This is a genomic window from Singulisphaera rosea, from assembly GCF_054877945.1.
On the sequence record NZ_JBTYIP020000009.1, the window covers coordinates 245,977 to 262,521 of the forward strand.

Annotated in this window: 11 protein-coding genes; 8 read left to right on the forward strand and 3 right to left on the reverse strand. The window is 64.9% G+C overall.

The genetic code is table 11. From position 1 onward, the window contains the following. The first annotated feature begins 2 nt into the window (after positions 1-2). From ACYOEI_RS17730 to lptE (ACYOEI_RS17755), 6 genes are all read left to right on the forward strand, one after another. The gene (locus ACYOEI_RS17730) at positions 3-1,277 is read left to right on the forward strand and encodes a hemolysin family protein (RefSeq protein ID WP_462850872.1); all 1,275 of its coding nucleotides are present in this window, start codon (positions 3-5) and stop codon (positions 1,275-1,277) included. Between the two features lie 102 nt (positions 1,278-1,379). After that, positions 1,380-2,126, forward strand: a complete 747-nt coding sequence (recO, locus tag ACYOEI_RS17735) for a DNA repair protein RecO (RefSeq protein ID WP_462850873.1) — start codon at positions 1,380-1,382, stop codon at positions 2,124-2,126. Positions 2,127-2,130: 4 nt separating this feature from the next. Then, the gene (gene bamD, locus ACYOEI_RS17740) at positions 2,131-3,441 is read left to right on the forward strand and encodes an outer membrane protein assembly factor BamD (RefSeq protein ID WP_462850874.1); all 1,311 of its coding nucleotides are present in this window, start codon (positions 2,131-2,133) and stop codon (positions 3,439-3,441) included. A gap of 48 nt (positions 3,442-3,489) precedes the next feature. Next, complete coding sequence (gene lptE / locus ACYOEI_RS17745) at positions 3,490-4,035, forward strand: LPS assembly lipoprotein LptE (protein WP_462850875.1); 546 nt, start codon at positions 3,490-3,492, stop codon at positions 4,033-4,035. Positions 4,036-4,109: 74 nt separating this feature from the next. Beyond that, positions 4,110-4,655, forward strand: a complete 546-nt coding sequence (lptE, locus tag ACYOEI_RS17750; protein WP_462850876.1) for an LPS assembly lipoprotein LptE — start codon at positions 4,110-4,112, stop codon at positions 4,653-4,655. Between the two features lie 254 nt (positions 4,656-4,909). Beyond that, a complete protein-coding gene (lptE, locus tag ACYOEI_RS17755) occupies positions 4,910-5,455 on the forward strand; it encodes an LPS assembly lipoprotein LptE (RefSeq protein WP_462850877.1) in 546 nt (181 codons plus the stop codon). Positions 5,456-6,163: 708 nt separating this feature from the next. On the opposite strand, the gene ACYOEI_RS17760 is transcribed toward lptE (ACYOEI_RS17755), so the two are convergent. The 3 genes from ACYOEI_RS17760 to ACYOEI_RS17770 form a co-directional block, all read right to left on the reverse strand. Next, positions 6,164-8,347: an efflux RND transporter periplasmic adaptor subunit gene (locus tag ACYOEI_RS17760; RefSeq protein WP_462850878.1), complete on the reverse strand. Its 2,184-nt coding sequence runs from the start codon at positions 8,345-8,347 to the stop codon at positions 6,164-6,166. Positions 8,348-8,495: 148 nt separating this feature from the next. Beyond that, the gene (locus ACYOEI_RS17765) at positions 8,496-9,446 is read right to left on the reverse strand and encodes an efflux RND transporter periplasmic adaptor subunit (protein WP_462850879.1); all 951 of its coding nucleotides are present in this window, start codon (positions 9,444-9,446) and stop codon (positions 8,496-8,498) included. 227 nt (positions 9,447-9,673) lie between these two features. Further along, positions 9,674-11,755: an HlyD family efflux transporter periplasmic adaptor subunit gene (locus ACYOEI_RS17770; RefSeq protein ID WP_462850880.1), complete on the reverse strand. Its 2,082-nt coding sequence runs from the start codon at positions 11,753-11,755 to the stop codon at positions 9,674-9,676. A 303-nt stretch (positions 11,756-12,058) separates the two neighbouring features. Between ACYOEI_RS17770 and ACYOEI_RS17775 the strand changes: the two genes are divergently transcribed. Beyond that, positions 12,059-13,099, forward strand: coding sequence for an NAD-dependent epimerase/dehydratase family protein (locus ACYOEI_RS17775; RefSeq protein WP_462850881.1), 1,041 nt, complete (start codon positions 12,059-12,061; stop codon positions 13,097-13,099). A gap of 429 nt (positions 13,100-13,528) precedes the next feature. Beyond that, positions 13,529-16,528: a zinc-dependent metalloprotease gene (locus tag ACYOEI_RS17780; protein WP_462850882.1), complete on the forward strand. Its 3,000-nt coding sequence runs from the start codon at positions 13,529-13,531 to the stop codon at positions 16,526-16,528. Positions 16,529-16,545 lie beyond the last annotated feature (17 nt).

Sequence of the window (16,545 nt, forward strand, 5' to 3'; positions counted from 1 at the left end):
ACGTGGGCGCGACTCTGATACTGGGTATCCTCATCCTGGGCCTGCACCTCGTCTCGGTCACACTGGCCAAGGCGCTCCAGACCTACTCACGGAGCCGACTCGAGGACCTCTGCGAGGCGAACGGCCACCCCGGCCGGGCCGACGAAGTGGCCCACGATGCCGGGCGTACCGAACGCAGCGCCGAGTCCCTCGCCGTCGTGACCGGCTTGACCCTCGCCGCCCTGCTCGGCGAGCTCGCCAATCGCGTCGCGCCGCAGCTCGCGGTCGAGTCCGTCGTCGCCATCGCCCTGGTCGTCGGCGCGGTCGGCTACATGCTCGCGGGGGTCATCGGCCGCGTGTTCGCCGAAGTCGTCATCGACTCGCTCTGGCCCGCCTGCGGCTTCCTCCGGGGGCTGACCAACCCGCTGACCTTCGGCTCGCGCGCCGCCGAGTCCCTGGCCCTCCGGATGTCCAAGTCCGCCGACCCCACGCCCCGACCCGCGAGCGTCGAGGTCGAGGTCCCCGCCGACGGCGACAACCCCGACGACGTCGAGGCCGACCTCCCCGAGTCCGCCCGAGAGCTCCTCCAGAACGTGGTCGAGCTCACCCGACGCGACATCGTCGAGATCATGACCCCGGGCTCGTCGATCATCATGCTCCCGGCCTCGGTCTCGGCGCGCTCGGCCGCGCTGACCTTCCGCGAGTCCGGTCGGAGCCGCGTCCCCCTCTTCGGCGAGAATCGCGACGACATCGTCGGCATCCTCTACGCCAAGGATCTGTTCCCGCAGATGACCGGCGTCAACGGCCCCGACTCGGTCGTCCCCCGCAAGCACGTGCGGCCGGCGTATTGCATCCCGGAGACCAAGAACGCCTTCGAGCTCCTCAACGAGTTCCGCTCGAGGCGGACCCAGATCGCGATCGTCCTCGACGAGTACGGCGGGGTCGCCGGCCTCGTCACGCTCGAAGACCTGCTCGAGGAGCTCGTCGGCGACATCGACGACGAGCACGACATCCCGACCCCGGCCGACCCCGTCGTCTCGCTCGGCGCGGGGAGCTACGAGGTCGAAGCGACCTTCCCTCTCGAGCAGCTCAACGAACGGCTCGGACTCCACCTGCCCACCGACGCCGACTACCTGACGATCGGTGGCCTGGCCTTCCACGCCCTCGGCCGCCTGCCCGAGCCCGGCACGTCGTTCCGGTTCGACGGCGTCGAATTCACCGTCGTCCAGGTCGCCGATCACTCGATCCGACGCGTCCGCCTCAACCTCCAACCGGCCTCGGCCGTCGAGAGCCGCTGAGGCCCGAGGGCCGCGACCGTAGCCGAGTGATCCGTCGTCGGCGTTCCCACGTGGGTCCTCGTTGAGACCTCTCCCAACCGTTGCTGCACGGAGGCAACGCCCTTGGCCGCCGTTCGAACGCTGGCTTTGGTCGTCCGATCGAACGACGTCTTCGAGACGAGCTCGGTCGTGACCGCCTTCTCGAAGGAGCTGGGCAAGGTCTCGGGCCTGGCCAAGGGGGCCAGGCGGTTGAAGTCGCCACTCCAGGGTGGCCTTGACCTGCTGGGCATTTCCGATATCGTGTTGCTGCACAAGGCGTCTGAGGCGTTGGACCTGATCATCGAGGCCGCGCCCGTCGAACGCTTCGCGTCCTTTCGCCGCGATCTGGCGGCCCTGTATGCCGGCTATTACATCGCCGAGCTGCTGTCGGAACTGACCGACTTCCACGATCCACACCCGAAATTGTTCGACGCGGCGACGGTGACGTTGCGGCATCTCGGGGACTCCGCGCTGCGTCCTCGACGGGTCCTCCGGTTCGAGTTGGCCTGTCTTCGCGAGCTCGGGCTGATGCCCGTGCTCGACACCTGCACGCACTGCGGCAACGTCGTAGAAGCGCGGGGAGAGTCTTATGCGTTCGGCCTGGCGACCGGCGGAGTCCTCTGCCCGAGCTGCCGCCCCGGCCAGCCGCACGTCGCAACCCTCTCGGGACGGACCCTGGAGGCGATCCGAGTCCTCGCCAGCCCCGGCCTCGACTGGCGCGAGCTCGACCCCGGCCCCGCGACCCTCGGGCCGGTGCGGACGACCGTCGGCAACGTGATCAGTCACCTGCTGGGCCGCCGCCCCCGTCTACTGCCCTTTCTCGGAGTATGACCGAATGGACCTGGCGTATCGGCAACTTACCCCCCACGCTCGGTCGCCCTTTCGACTCCGTCTCGGTGCCGTCCTGGCGATCGTCCTGACCGCCCCCGGTTGCACCACCACCAGCGGGGGGCTCTGGAGCGCCTGGAAGATGGGGACCGACTCGTCGCTCACCCGTCCCATCTCCAAGGACGAGATCGCCGACGACCGAAACCTCATGGCGCGTTGGCTCGGCCCGAAACGCACCCCATACTCGACCCCCGAACCGCGCTCGTCCCTCGTCCTCGGCTCCGACGGCTGGACGCCCATGAAGGCCCCCTCCAACCCCGAAGCCGACGCCGAGTTCCGCGCCGCCGAGAAGCTCTACAAGCAAGGCAAGCTCGTCGAGGCCGAGGCCGCCTTCGGCCCGATCATCCGGAAGCGCAAGGGGACCCCTTGGGGAGAAAAAGCCCAGTTCCTCACCGCCGAGTGCCAGTTCCAGCGAGGCAAGCTCGTCGCCGCCAACGACAGCTACGAACTCCTGCTCCGCGACTACCCCGGCACCGAATACAGGGACCGGCTGGTCGCTCGCGAATACGCCATCGCCGAACGCTGGCTCGCCCTCGACGACCCCAAGGCCAAGGCCGAACAGAAGCTCCCCTGGTACTCCCGGTTCGACGGCCGGAGGCCCCTGGTCGACACGCAGGGAAATGCCATCGCCGCGCTCGAGCATGTTCGCCAGCACGACCCGATCGGCCCGCTCGCCGACGACGCTGTGCTTCGCATCGCCGACATCCACATGGGCAACGGCGAGTTCGAGCTGGCCGCCATGCACTATGACCAGCTCTCCTCCGACCACGCCAAGAGCCCGTTCGCCCAGAAGGCCCAACTCGCCAGCATCGACGCGAGGATGAAGGCGTATATCGGCCCTGAATACGACGGCGGTGGCCTCGAGAAGGCCCGCGAGATGATCAAGCAGACCATGGTCTCCTTCCCCGACCACCCCGAGAACAACGAGAAGCTCTACCACACCCTCGACATCATCAACGACGCCGAGGCCGAGCGTACCTACATGATCGCCGACTACTACAAGCGGACCGGCAAGGTCATCTCCGCCGAGTACGAATTCGGCAAGGTCCGCCACCGCTGGCCCAAGAGCACCTGGGCCGTCAAGGCCAAGGCCGAGCTCGCCACGCTCGCCAAGATGCCCCGCAAGGAGATCCAGCCCAGCAAGATCATGGGCATGCCCAACACCGACCCCAACAGCATGCAGGGCGCGATGGGCGGCGGCGGTGGGATGGGCGGCATGGGCATGGGCGGGATGGGTGGCATGGGCGGCATGAATTGATCCGATGTCGGGTGTAGTTATCTCCACTCTCCAGGGAAGGTCGATCCGATGTCCGAGCGAAACCCGTGCGATCTCCCGACGAGGCGCGATCTCCTCCGCATGGCGGCCGTCGCCGTGGCCGCCCAGGCCGGTTGCGGCTACTCCATCCGCGCCCCGTATGACACCAGCATCAAGACCGTCTACGTCCCCATGTTCCGCTCGGTCTCCTTCCGCCGCGAGCTCCAGATGCAGATGACCGAGCTGGTCATCAAGGAAATCGAGAAACGCACCCCCTACAAGGTCGTCGGCACCCTCGAGGAAGGCGACACGATCCTCGAAGGAACCTTGAACTACGCGGACAAGAACACCAACGTCGAGAACCCCCAGAACCTCCCGCGACAGCTCACCGCCACCATCCAGGTCGCCGTCAACTGGATCCACAACCCACCGCTCGACTTCGAGAAGGACAGGCCACCCACCATCGTCTCCGAGACCGTCAACTTCTCGCCGGAAGTCGGCGAGACCTCCATGACCGCCTTCTACAAGACGTGCCAGAACATCGCCACCCAGATCGTCGACATGATGGAAGTCGCCTGGTCCTCCAACCACGAATGACCGTCTCGAGAAACACGGCTGACGACTTTTTCTCCAAAGCCGGGTTTCGGACGTCGACAGGGAAGGTCGATCTCATGCCCGATCGAAACCAATACCATTTCCCGACGAGGCGCGATCTCCTCCGCATCGCTACAGTCAGTGTTGTCGGGCAAGCCGGTTGCATTTACTCCCTACGCGCCCCCTACGACACCAGCATCAAGACCGTCTACATCCCAATGTTCCAGTCGGACACCTTCCACCGAGAACTCGCGCAGAAGATGACCGAACTGGTCATCAAGGAGATGGAGAAGCGCACCCCCTACAAACACGTCGACTCCCGCGAAGCAGGGGACACGATCCTCGAGGGGTCCGTGACATACGCGGACAAGAACACCAACGTCGAGAACCCCCAGAACCTCCCGCGACAGCTCACCGCCACCATCCAGGTCGCCGTCAACTGGATCCACAACCCACCGCTCGACTTCGAGAAAGACCGCCCCCCCACCATCGTCTCCGAGACCGTCAACTTCTCGCCGGAAGTCGGCGAGACCTCCATGACCGCCTTCTACAAGACGTGCCAGAACATCGCCACCCAGATCGTCGACATGATGGAAGTCGCCTGGTCCTCCAACCACGAATGAATCACGAACACAGTTCTGGGACAGATCATCGTTGAATTGCCCCCCTCAAGGATCACCTGAGAGACGCCTTACAAGCCCGAGCCGCAAGCGAGTGTATTCGGCCACGACATCCCAATATCCATTCACTCGCTTGCGCTTCGGGCTTGTATCAAAGAGCTGCGGCTCGAAATCGACGACCCCAGCACCCTGAATTGATCCATAGACAACAACACCATTCTCATGGTCTGCCTTCGTTTCCAGAAGAGGTCGTTCCAATGTCCGATCGAAATCCGTCCCGGCGTCTGACGAGGCGCAACCTCTTCCAATTGGCCGCAGTCGCCGTCGTCGGGCAAGCCGGCTGCAATTATTCCCTGCGCAGCCTCTACGACTCGAGCTTCACGACCGTGTACGTCCCCGAGTTCCAGGCCGATCCGATCCACCGCGAACTCGGGCCGAAGTTGACCGAATTTCTCACCAAGGAGATCAAGAAACGCACCCCGTACAAGGTCGTCCATAACCGCGAGAAAGGCGACATGATCCTCGAAGGGTCCGTGAACTACGTCAACACGGCCAGCCACGCCGAAAGCCCCCAGAGCCCCCCGCAGCCGCTCACTGTCGCCATCCAGGTCTCCGTCAACTGGATGCACAATCCGCCCCTCGACTCCGAGAAGAACCGGCAACCCGTCCTGATCGCCGAAGCCGTCAACTTCACCCCCGAACTCGGCAAGACCTCCACATCCGCCGTCGACAAGACCTGCCAAACCCTCGCCACCAAGCTCGTCGACCTGATGGAAGGCAACTCGACCTCCAACCCCAACTGACCAGCCACTTCAAGCCCTCGCCACTCCCCCCCGAGGGGCTTCTCCCCGACTGGCCCCATCCATCATCCCACAAATCCCGAGATGTTAATTCCTCGTTCCCACGGTCCCCGTGGGAATGCCGTCCTCGGACGATCTGCGTCCTCGATTTTCGACCTAAGACGGCGGCCTGGAAACCGTCGGGGCGGGCGGACGAGCCGCTGGCAGTGCTCCCGATTCGATCCCTCATGCGCGGGGCGGCTTGATCCGGGGCGTGCCTTTCCCGCTCGGAACGAAGGTCGTCCGCGTCCCGAAAGACCGACGCGGGGCGTCGAAGGCGGCATTCCCACGGGGACCGACGGAACGACAACCGATCATGCAATCACATATTTATAAACAGGCGAAGTCGCATGCATCCGGAACTTCGGATTAGAGCAACTTGTGGACAGGGATAGCCGACTGATCTGGGAATTAACCCACCCCTGCTCGTTGTCCAACATTGCCTGCAATCGATCAAAAATTGTTTCGAACTACGTCTTGAAGACACATCCAATTGAAGGTCCGCGCGCGGATTGGCCGTTGCGTGGCGGCGCTGGCTCGCAACGGCCAGGAGTGGTTCTCGAGATTCGTGTCCGGAGACGAGGGCCGGTCGCCCTTCGAACTCGCAAGATTCGACGACCGGAGGCCAAAGTGGCCTCCGATCGTCTCAATTCAGTTCGAGCCCGGCCGACCTCAGAGGGTGAAGTGGAAGGTCTTGGCGATGAGCCGCCAGAGCCACCAGCCGAGGGTGTGGGTGCCGCCGTCGATCTTGGCGAAGCCGCGGAGTCCCGGCTGGAGGCGAAGGTTCTTGTTTTCGATGGGGATGATGACCTCGTAGACGGCGGTCAAGGGCTTGGCCGCGTTGGTCTTGGGGTCTTGCTTGGTCGCGATCTCGCCACCGGCGACGTTGGAGAGCTCGGGCTGGATCTCCTCGCGGTTCCGCTTGGCGACCTCGCCGACCTTGCTCCGGAGGGTAACCTCGGAGTCGCCGTAGACCTTCACCCAGGCACGCCGATTGAGCCGGACCAGGTCGATGTCGGCCTGGTCGAGGATCATGTGCGCCTCGAGGTGGTGGGGGTCGCCGACCTCGCAGAATGGCTTGCCCGGCTTGATCCACTGGCCGACCGTCTCGGGGTGCGGCACGCCCATGACCTGGCCGTCGCGATGCGCGACCAGACGGAGCTTGCCGATCTGCTCGATCACCTTGTCGAGGGCGGGCTCGAGCTTCTGGGTCGTCTCGAAATGCGACTTCGCCTGGGCCCGGCTGTCGCGTGAGGGGTGGTTGAAGAAGAACTGGGCCTGCGCGAAGTTGGCGTCGAAGAGCCCCTGGAGCTGGATGCGGTCGCGGACCTTCTCGGGGTTGGAGAGCTGGGCGAGGAGCGTCCCCTGCTTGACCCACTCGCCGTCGCGGACCTTCAGCTCGACGAGCCGGCCGGGGATCTCGGCATAGACTTCTTCCGGGTTGGCCGCCGTCAGGACCAACGTCCCCTGGACCCGCAGCGGCGTCGGGATCAGGAGGATTCCGGCCACAGTGACCACGGCCACCGCCGCGAAGCCGGCCGCCCTTGCCTTTTTCACCTTGCGCATCCTCCCCGGCGTGCGAATAAACTTGATCGACTGGTACAGGGGCATTCCGACCATCGGGACGAGCGAACCGATCGCCATCATCGCGCTGATCGAACCCAGCTTGTACGGCTGGAGGAACTTGTAGAGGAAGAACAGGATGCTGAACGTCACCAGCCAGCGGTACACATAGCTCGCCACCGCGTAGAAGACGAACAGAAACCGCCGCGACCGGGGCATGTAGCTCTGGACGGGAATCTCCAGCCCGAGCACCTTCTCCTGGAACAAGTACGTGAAGAACTGCGTGCTCTTGATCCGCAGGTTCGGGATCTCGAGCCAGTCGGCCATCACGTAGTAGCCGTCATAACGGAGCAGCGGGTTGGCGTTGAACAGGATCGTGTTCACCGAGCAGATGAACATCGTCGCCAGGCAAAGGCTGTTCAAGAGCCCCGGCTCGGAGTTCCACCAGACGAACGTGGCGAGGCTCGCGAGGAAGCACTCGACGTAGATACCCGCCGCGGAGATCCAGATGCGTTTCCACTTGTTGGGCAGGAGCCAGCTGTCGGTCACGTCGCAATAGAGGGCCGGCGTGAGGACGAGGAAGAGCATCCCCATCTCGTGGACCTCGCCCCCGAAGTGTTTCGCGGTGAGGCCGTGCCCGAACTCGTGGATGATCTTGATGATCGCCAGACTGATCCAGAAGTAAAAGATCGTGCTCCAGTTGAAGAAGCTCTGGAAGTCCGGCAGTCGCGAGCTGAAGAGGTTCCACTGGCTCACGACGAGCGTCAGCGCGGCGAGCATCATGGCGACGCTGAACGCCACGAAGTAGGGGGTGAAGATCCAGCGGAAGTAGGGATACATCCCCGTCAGGAGCTTCTCGGGGTCGATGACGGGGATCTTGATGTAGAGGATGTTGGCGATGAACTGCCAGACCTTCTTCCAGCGGTTCTTGCGCCGGCGCCGGATCAGGACCTTGGCCTGGTCGGGGCTGTCGATGAGGACGAGGCCGGCCTCGTGGAGCTGGGCGGAGAACCGGGTCAGGTCCTCGATCGAGATCGTCTGCGGCCGATACTTGCGTTCGAACGACCGCTTCACGTCCTGCAGGTTGTTCTGGCCGTTGAACTCCTGGAGGAGGAAATATTCCTCGATCTTGAATCGGAAATACTTCAGCGCGATCGGGTCCTTGATGACGTAGTGCGTCATCCCCTCGTAGAACTGCGGCTGGACGATGAGGTCGGGCCGGAGCTTGACCTTGAGGTGCTCGGCGGCCTGCCCCATGGGGGCTCCGGGCACATGGGTGGGAGCGGAACTCATCGGTCGACGGCCCTCGGCTCGGGTCGATTCGGGAAATAGGACATGGGAGTGGCGGCGGTCGGAAAGGTCGAGGACCAGGGCCCCGGGCGACCGCCCGGCCCGCTCCCGATCGCTCGGGGCGGAGCCGTCGGCGACGACCGGGCGTCGGTCAACGTCCCAGGCCGCCCGGCGCCGTCCTCGCCTCGATCGTCGGCTCCGGATCCTGCCCTTCGGGCGTGAGGTAGATGGTCAGCGCCGCCTTGAGGCCGGGGCGGAGCGCCCGGTCCTTGTTGTCGAACTCGGCCGAAATCTGCACCGCGTTCTCGCCGATCGCCTGGACCTGGGGATCGACGTAGGTGATCTTGCCGCGGATCCGCTTCCGGTCGAGGCCCGAGGGGACGCCCTGCATCCCGGTCAGCTTGGGCTGGAGCTCGACGATCTGCCCTTCCTTGACGCGGAAGGCGTGTTCGATGGGGATGTACGCCCAGACTCGGAGCTTGTCGATGTTCCCCAGCCGGATCACCGGCTCGTTCGCACGGACGCTCTCGCCGGGGTGCTTGTATCGCTCGAGGACGATGCCGTCGAACGGGGCGACGATGGTGTGCTCGTCGCGGGCCCGCTTCGCCAGAGCCAGCTCGGCCTTGTCGAGCTCGAGCTTCTCGAGGGCTTCCTGGTAGAGGGCGTGCGCGACCTTGACTTCGGCCTCGTTCTTCTGCATTTCCTCGCGGGAGACCATGCCGGGCTTCCGCTCGTTGAGCCGCTTGCTGGTGGCGACCACGGCGATGGCGAGCTCGCGTTGGGCGATGGCCTTCGCCTGGGCCGCGGTGCTGGCGACCGCGACCTCGGCCTTCCGCATCGTGAGCGTGGCGATCTCGTCATGGAGCTTGCCGATCAACCCCCCGGCCCTCACGGGCATGCCGATCTGCAGCTCCATCTTCTCGACGACCCCTTCGCGGAGGGCGGCGACGTCGGACTTCTCGATCCACTCGACCGTGGCGTCGTCGACCGGCAGGGTCTCGACCGATGAGGTTCCCGGCGAGGGGTTCTGGGCGAGCGCCGCGATCGAAAGTGCGGCGAAGAGGCCCCCCGCGAGGGCGATGGCTTTCTTGGAGGATCGCATGGCAAGACTCCGGAGGGCGTGATTGAGGGATTCGCCACGGAGGCGGGACGTCCGGCGACTCGACGGCGATGTCGGCTCTGGAACGTCGACGTCCTACGTGCCTTCATGGGATGGAGTGGATCGAGTTTGCACATCTCTCATGACGCCCGACCGGAGACCCGCACCCTCGTATCGACCCGAACTTACGGATCGAAGGGCCGAGTCCCCAGGACGTCCGAGCGATACCCTTATTTCTGAAGGAACGGCCAGCGGAACAGCACCGTCTCGTAGAAGACGTGGACCACGTCGCGGAGCAGGACGTAGGCAAGCCTCGCCTGACCGCAATCGATCCGGGCCCGGACCTCGGCCCCGGGACGCAGGGCCTGGTTGCGGGACAGGAAGTCCTTCTGGACCTCCTTGCTGAAGCCGACGGTCACCTTGACCACGTGCTTGGTCTCGACCAGCTCGGCCTTCGAGCCGACCCGAATCACGTAGCCCGGGTAGCGGTGCTCGGGGTCGGTGGCCGTGACGAAGTAGGCCGAGAGTCGAGACGTCGGGGACTTCTTGCCTTGCTTCATCTGCGTCTCGAGCCGGTTCTGGGCGTCGAGGATCGGCCCCATGTCGTCATCCGGGACCTCGACCTCCAGCACCCAATCGCCGTCGGTCGCGGCAACCGTGATCAACTCCTGGCCGACCTCCACCGGACGCCCGAGCAGGTTCTTCTTCACCTCCCAGGTCGTCACGATCCCCCCTTGGGGCGAGTGGACCACCAGGGACTCGATCTGCTGGCGGATGATCTCGACCTGCTCCTTGGCGGCCTTGGCCGTGATCTTCGAATCCCAGAGCTGCCCATTGAGCTGGACGACTTCATCCTCACGACCACCCGACTTACCTTTCAAGCTCTGGATCTGCCGGCCGAGGAAACTGGCCTGGCTCTCGGCCTTCTGCTGCTCGGCGGTGAGCCGCTTGAGCTCCTTCTCGAGCTCCTTGCTCTCGAGCCGGGCGAGAAGGTCTCCCTCTCGGACGACTTGGCCGTGCGCGACGGGGACGTCGATCACCGTCCCCTGGTAGGGGGCATACGTGATCTGGCGGTTCTCCGGCAGCAACGACCCTCGGCCTTCGATCGTCAGCTTCCAGGGGACGAACGCGAGGATCGCGATCACCCCGAGGATGGCGATCAAGACGCCGACGATCTTCGCCAGCATCCGGCCTCGGAAGAACCGCCAGGGGGACCCGATCAACTTGAGCAGCGGCAGCAGGAAGATCTTATCGTGCTCTCGGGCATTCCAGAGGGCGGTCGAGGCGTGTCGCGAGACGACCTCGGTCCTCGCGTGAGCATCCGTCGACGCCATCTCGTCGCCGATCTGCTCGGCCACGAGGCATCCGAACGGCACCTTCTCCTTGCTCGGCTCGCTCTCGGGCTTGTGCAAGAGCGTCACGACGACGGCCTTCGAGCCCGACTCGTCGACGTAGAGCTCGAGCGCGTCGCGGATGTCGGGGGCGAAGCCTTCGGTATTGCCGGTGTAGACCAGGTCTTCGCCCGAGCGGATCACGACCTTGCAAAGCCGGGTCAGCTCGCGAATCAAGTTCGCCCGCTGCTCGACGACTTCCTGGCCGCTGACCGCCTCGACCATCACCCGGCCGCCGACCTTCATGGCGACGCTCATGCGGTCGCAGCCGACGAGCCGCTTGCCGTCGTTCGCGACGGCGTAGGCCGACTCCTTGAGGTCGAGCGAGGCGTGGATCTGGTGGGTGAACCCTTCGAGCTGGTTCCAGAGCCGCTGCTGCGACATCATCTGCCGCATCTGGCGGTTCTTGAGATAGTTCCCCGCGAGGTCGCAGAGGTCGCTGACGAACCGCAGCGTGCTCTTCTGCGTCGCCGCGCGTCGGGTCGGATCCATCAGGATCTCGATGAGTCCGACGACCTGCTTATCAACGGTCAACGGGGCGATGATCAATGAGAAGGGGGTCGGGTTCCCGGCGTTGGGGACCCCTTCCACCGTCGCGCCCGGGGGTATGATTTGCGGTTGCGAGGCCTGGATCATGCAACCCAGCAGCGCGTCGTGGGGCTGGGTCCGTGCCCGGCCGTCGAGCAGGCCGGTGAGGCGGAACTCTAACTGGTGCTGGAGCTTCAGACCACCGCGGCCGTCCAGGAGCCAGAACGCCCCACCCGAGGCCGCGACCGCGGCAATCGCGCGGTTGAGGAACTCGACGTAGAACTCCGCCGGTTGGATATCCGACTCGGCGAGATCCGCGATCTCGGCCACCAGCTTGCGGATCTGGTTCTTCGTCTGCTCGAGCAGACCTGGATCGATGGTTTCTTCCGGCATGGTGGTTCCCGCCATTGGGCGCCAGAGTCCGAATCGACTCACTGCCGCCGCGCCCCCTACGAGGGCATTCATACGAAGATGGACGCGCGCGGCGCATACGGCACAAATCCAACGGGACGGGCAACGCGACGACCTTCCCGAAAGGAATTTCCCGACCCTCCCTAGGCCTGCCGTCCACCCTCCGGCTTATCCCCTTTCTTGTTCAAACCCCGACGGGGCGATAGATTGAATCGCGAGGGATCCACGCCGAAAGGCCCTGGGATCGGGTGGATTCCGCTTGCTCGTCCGGACTCGCTGAAGGGGATGCCGGTGGCCGATTGCGACCTGGTGACGGGCGGAACGGGAATGCTGGGGAGCCACATCGTCGAGCGTCTCGTCGCCCGAGGGCGACGGGTCCGTGTGCTCGTCCGTCCGGGAAGCCGGACCCACTTCCTCCGCGAGCTTGGCGTCGAACTCTTCGAAGGAGACCTGACCGACCCCGACTCGGCCATCGAGGCGGCCAGGGGTGCCGAGGTGATCTACCACGCCGCGGCGAAAGTCGGAGACTGGGGAAAATGGGCAGAATTTCAGTCCAGTTGCCTCGATGCGACCTCAAATCTGGGTCGAGCGGCCTTGCGGGCGGGGGTACGCCGGTTCGTCCACATCAGCTCGACGAGCGCTTATGGCCACCCGACCGAAGGGGGGCCTCCGGTCGACGAGTCGGCGCCGCTCGGGCAGAACCTTTGGAAGCCCTGGGACTACTACACCCTCAGCAAGGTCGAGTCCGAGCGCCGGCTCTGGGAGCTCGTCGAGCGTGATCGATTGCCGCTGACGATCATCCGTCCGAGCTGGCTCTACGGCGAGCGCGACCGGACCACGACCGCACGGCTGATCGACCGGTTCCGGCGAGGGCAGGTCCGCCTGATCGGCCCGGGGGGCAACCCATTGAGCGCCGTGTATGTCGGGATCGTGGCCGACGCCGCCATCCTCGCGGCGAACGACCCGGGCTCGATCGGCGAGGCGTACAACATCACGAATCAAGGGCCGATCACCCAGGCCGAGTTCATGGACCTCTTCGCCGAGGCCTGCGGCGTCCCCAAGGTGACCCGCCACGTCCCCTATCGAGTCGTCTTCGCCGCGTCATTCCTGCTCGAGGCCTACGGCCGGCTGACCCGCAGCGTCCAACCCCCACTCATCAGCCGATACGCGACCTGGCTCATGGGCCGCGACCTCCGCTACAGCACAGACAAAGCCCGAGTTCGCCTCGGTTGGGCCCCCGACCTGACCTATCGCGAGAGCATCGGACGCTCCGTCCGATGGTTCCTCGAACGCGAAGGCTCCCGAGACGCCTTGCACCCGGTCTGAACCTCTCCCCCGCAGGGATCAGCGACCTCCGTTGTCATCGGGTGGCCAGGTCGGAGCGCAGCGACGCTCCCGATCGCGAGGCGTCGACCCTCTCGCGGAAACCTTGGGCCGCCCTGCACGACGGGTCGTCGAATCACCCAGGGGTCGAAACTCCGACCCGCCCGACCAAGAGCGGTCGCGATCGATGATCACGGGATATCCGAGCACGCGCACGTAACCCCCTGATCCCAATCCGAATTCGTTCTGGCCGACTTGTCGACCGCGAGTCGCGTCGGGCATGATAAACTTATGCGGGTTAGGTAAAACGCACGGGCCGCGACGGTTCCCCGACTGGGGCCGGAGCACCGGCGGGATTCGCTTCGGTCTTAAGTCAGGTTGGGCCTGCCGACGGCGAACTTGCCCGACCGCGATCAACCGTGGAGGGGGACCATGATGAGTCGATTAGTGGGAATCTCATGGGTCGTAGCGCTGACCCTGGCGGCGGGCCCTGGTGCCTTCCGCGCCGACGACGAACCGTCCGACGGCGATCACGAGCCCGTCATGATCAAGTCGAGGGGAGGCGGAGGCCCGAGGCCTGACGGCCCCGACCACAAGTTCCGCGACTTCAACGAGCTGACCAAAGGCGCGGAGAAGATCGACGGGCTCTTCACGCTCCACCACAAGGATGAACATCTCTACGCCGAGATCCGGCCCCACCAGTTCGACCAGCCGATGCTCGCCCCGATCGCCATCGCCCGAGGCATGGCGATGGCCGGCCAGCCCCTGAACTTCGGCGACGAGTGGGTCCTGCTCTTCAAGCGGGTGGGCGACCGGGTCCAGCTCATCCGCCGGAACATCCACTACAAGGCCCCCGCGCACTCGCCGCTTGATAAGGCGGTCAAGCAGAACTACACCGACTCCGTCCTGATGGCCCTGCCGATCCAGAGCATCAACCACGCGGGCCAAGGGGTCGTCATCGACCTCGCCGACATCTTCTTCACCGACTTCGCCGAGCTCGGCTTCGGCTTCCTCGACCGGAGCCGGACCAACTGGCACAAGATCAAAGGGTTCTCGAACAACGTCGAGCTCGAGGTCGAGGCGACCTTCGGCGGCGGACGGAACATGATGTCCTCCGACGACGGCGTCGCCGACAGCCGAGGCCGGACGATCATCATCCACTACAGCCTGGCCAAGCTCCCCGACTCGGGCTACCACCCCCGCTTCGCCGACGACCGCGTCGGCCACTTCCTGAGCGCGTTCAAGGACTTCGGCCTGAACGACCCCGACACCAGCTTCGTCCGCCAGATCAACCGGTGGCGGATCGAAAAGTCGGACCACCGCGCGAAGCTCTCGCCGCCGAAGAAGCAGCTCATCTGGTACGTCGAGAACAACGTCCCGGTCGAGTATCGGCCCTACGTCGAGGCGGGGATCCTCGAGTGGAACAAGGCCTTCGAGAAGATCGGGATCCGCAACGCCCTCGCCGTGCGCTGGGAGGAAGAAGGGCGTGACGAGTTCGACCCCGAAGACATCAACTACTGCACATTCCGCTGGATCACCACGAGCGGGGCGTTCGCGATGTCCTGCCTGCGGGCCAACCCGCTGTCCGGCGAGATGATCGACGGCGACGTGATCTTCGACGGGAGCTTCGTCAAGTATTGGAAGGAAGAATATGCCTTCCTGACCGGCTCACTCCCGGTCGCCGCCGGCGAGTCGGGCACCCCGATGCCTCTGGCCGCGGGCGAGATCATCAGCCCGATCATGGCCGCCAAGCAGGGATTCGGCCTCCCCTTCACGCTCCCGAACCGCCGTCCCGCGCCTGGCACCGAGATGGCCGCCGCCGGCTCGACCGAGTTGGTTCCGTCCAACTGGAACGACTTCCAGATCAAGCTCCGCAAGCGCCAGGCCTCCGGCCTCTTCGCCGGCTGCCAGCACGCCGTCGGCATGCGTGCCGAGATGGGGCTCGCCGCGATCGCCCTGGCCGAGGCGGCCACCGCCAACCTCGACGAGAAGAAGGACGACAAAGCCAAGGACGAAAAGAAAGACGAGAAGAAGGACGACAAGGCTAAGGACGAGAAGAAAGACGATAAGGCCAAGGACGAGAAGAGCAAAGAAGAAAGCAAGCTTCCCGAGGAGTTCCTCGGGCAACTGATCAAGGAAGTCGTGATGCACGAGGTCGGGCACTCGCTCGGCCTGCGGCACAACTTCAAGGCGAGCACGATGCTGGACGCCGAGCAGTTGAACGACGTCGCGATCACGCGGGTCAAGGGGCAGTCGGGCAGCGTGATGGACTACAACCCCGTGAATATTGCCCCCAAGGGCCAGAAGCAGGGCGACTACACCACGACGACGATCGGCCCCTACGACTACTGGGCGATCGAGTACGCCTACAAGCCGATCGACGGCGACGAGGTGTCCGAGCTCAAGAAGATCGCCGCCCGCTCCCCCGAGCATGACCTCGTCTACTCGACCGACGAGGACATGATGCTCAACAACGACCCGCTCGTGAACACCTACGACCTCGGGTCCGACACGCTGAAGTTCGCCAAGGAACGGATCGTGGTGGCCTCGGAGCTGCTGAAGGACCTGGACGACAAGGTGGTCAAGGACGGCGAGTCCTGGTCCCGGGTCCGGAGCGCCTTCGGCTTCCTGCTCGGCCAGTGGGGCAACGCCGCCTACCTCGCGGCGTCACAGATCGGCGGCCAGTCGGTCTCGCGCGACCACAAGGGTTCGAAGGGGGAACACGACCCGATCATCCCGGTGAAGGGTACCAAGCAGCGCGAGGCTCTCGCGTTCCTCTCCGACTCGATCCTCAGCGACAAGGCGTTCAAGTTCTCGCCCTCGCTGCTCCGCCGCCTGACGACCGAGCGCTGGTATCACTGGGGCAACGAGTCGATGTTCTCCTCGGGCCGGAGCACCGAGTACCCCGTCAACGAGCGGATCCTCTCGATCCAGAGGATCGTGCTGAACCAGGCCCTCGCCGCCGACGTCCTGCTCCGCCTCCAGAACCAGGAGCTCCAGACCGATCCCAAGGGCGAGCCGCTCCGGATCGCCGAAGTCTTCCGCTCCCTGACCGACGGCATCTGGTCTGAGCTTGCCGCGGCCCCGGCCGGCGACAAGGCCCAGGAGCTGAGCCTCTCGATCATCCGCAGGAACCTCCAGCGCGAGTATCTGCGGAAGCTCTGCACGATGGTCCTGGGTAACCGCCGGAGTCCTTATGACGACATGTACGGCTTCGTCATGTTCTACGGCAACGGCGCCGGCGGCGGAACCATACCGGCCGACGCCCGCAGCCTCGCCCGGCTCCACCTCAAGGAGCTCGGCGACCGGCTCGACGCCGTCCTCAACCGCAAGGACCTGACTATCGACGACACCACCAAGGCCCACCTCGACGAGTGCCGTCACAAGATCGCCAAGGTCCTCGACGCCGACATCCCGGCCAACGAGCCCTGAGAACCCCTCTCCCGGAG

Coding starts and splice junctions, on each gene's coding strand:
- bamD (WP_462850874.1), top strand. CDS start 2,131: ATGGACCTGGCGTATCGGCAACTTACCCCCCACGCTCGGTCGCCCTTT.
- lptE (WP_462850876.1), top strand. CDS start 4,110: ATGCCCGATCGAAACCAATACCATTTCCCGACGAGGCGCGATCTCCTC.
- ACYOEI_RS17770 (WP_462850880.1), bottom strand. CDS start 11,755: ATGCCGGAAGAAACCATCGATCCAGGTCTGCTCGAGCAGACGAAGAAC.
- ACYOEI_RS17780 (WP_462850882.1), top strand. CDS start 13,529: ATGATGAGTCGATTAGTGGGAATCTCATGGGTCGTAGCGCTGACCCTG.
- ACYOEI_RS17760 (WP_462850878.1), bottom strand. CDS start 8,347: ATGAGTTCCGCTCCCACCCATGTGCCCGGAGCCCCCATGGGGCAGGCC.
- lptE (WP_462850875.1), top strand. CDS start 3,490: ATGTCCGAGCGAAACCCGTGCGATCTCCCGACGAGGCGCGATCTCCTC.
- lptE (WP_462850877.1), top strand. CDS start 4,910: ATGTCCGATCGAAATCCGTCCCGGCGTCTGACGAGGCGCAACCTCTTC.
- ACYOEI_RS17775 (WP_462850881.1), top strand. CDS start 12,059: ATGCCGGTGGCCGATTGCGACCTGGTGACGGGCGGAACGGGAATGCTG.
- ACYOEI_RS17765 (WP_462850879.1), bottom strand. CDS start 9,446: ATGCGATCCTCCAAGAAAGCCATCGCCCTCGCGGGGGGCCTCTTCGCC.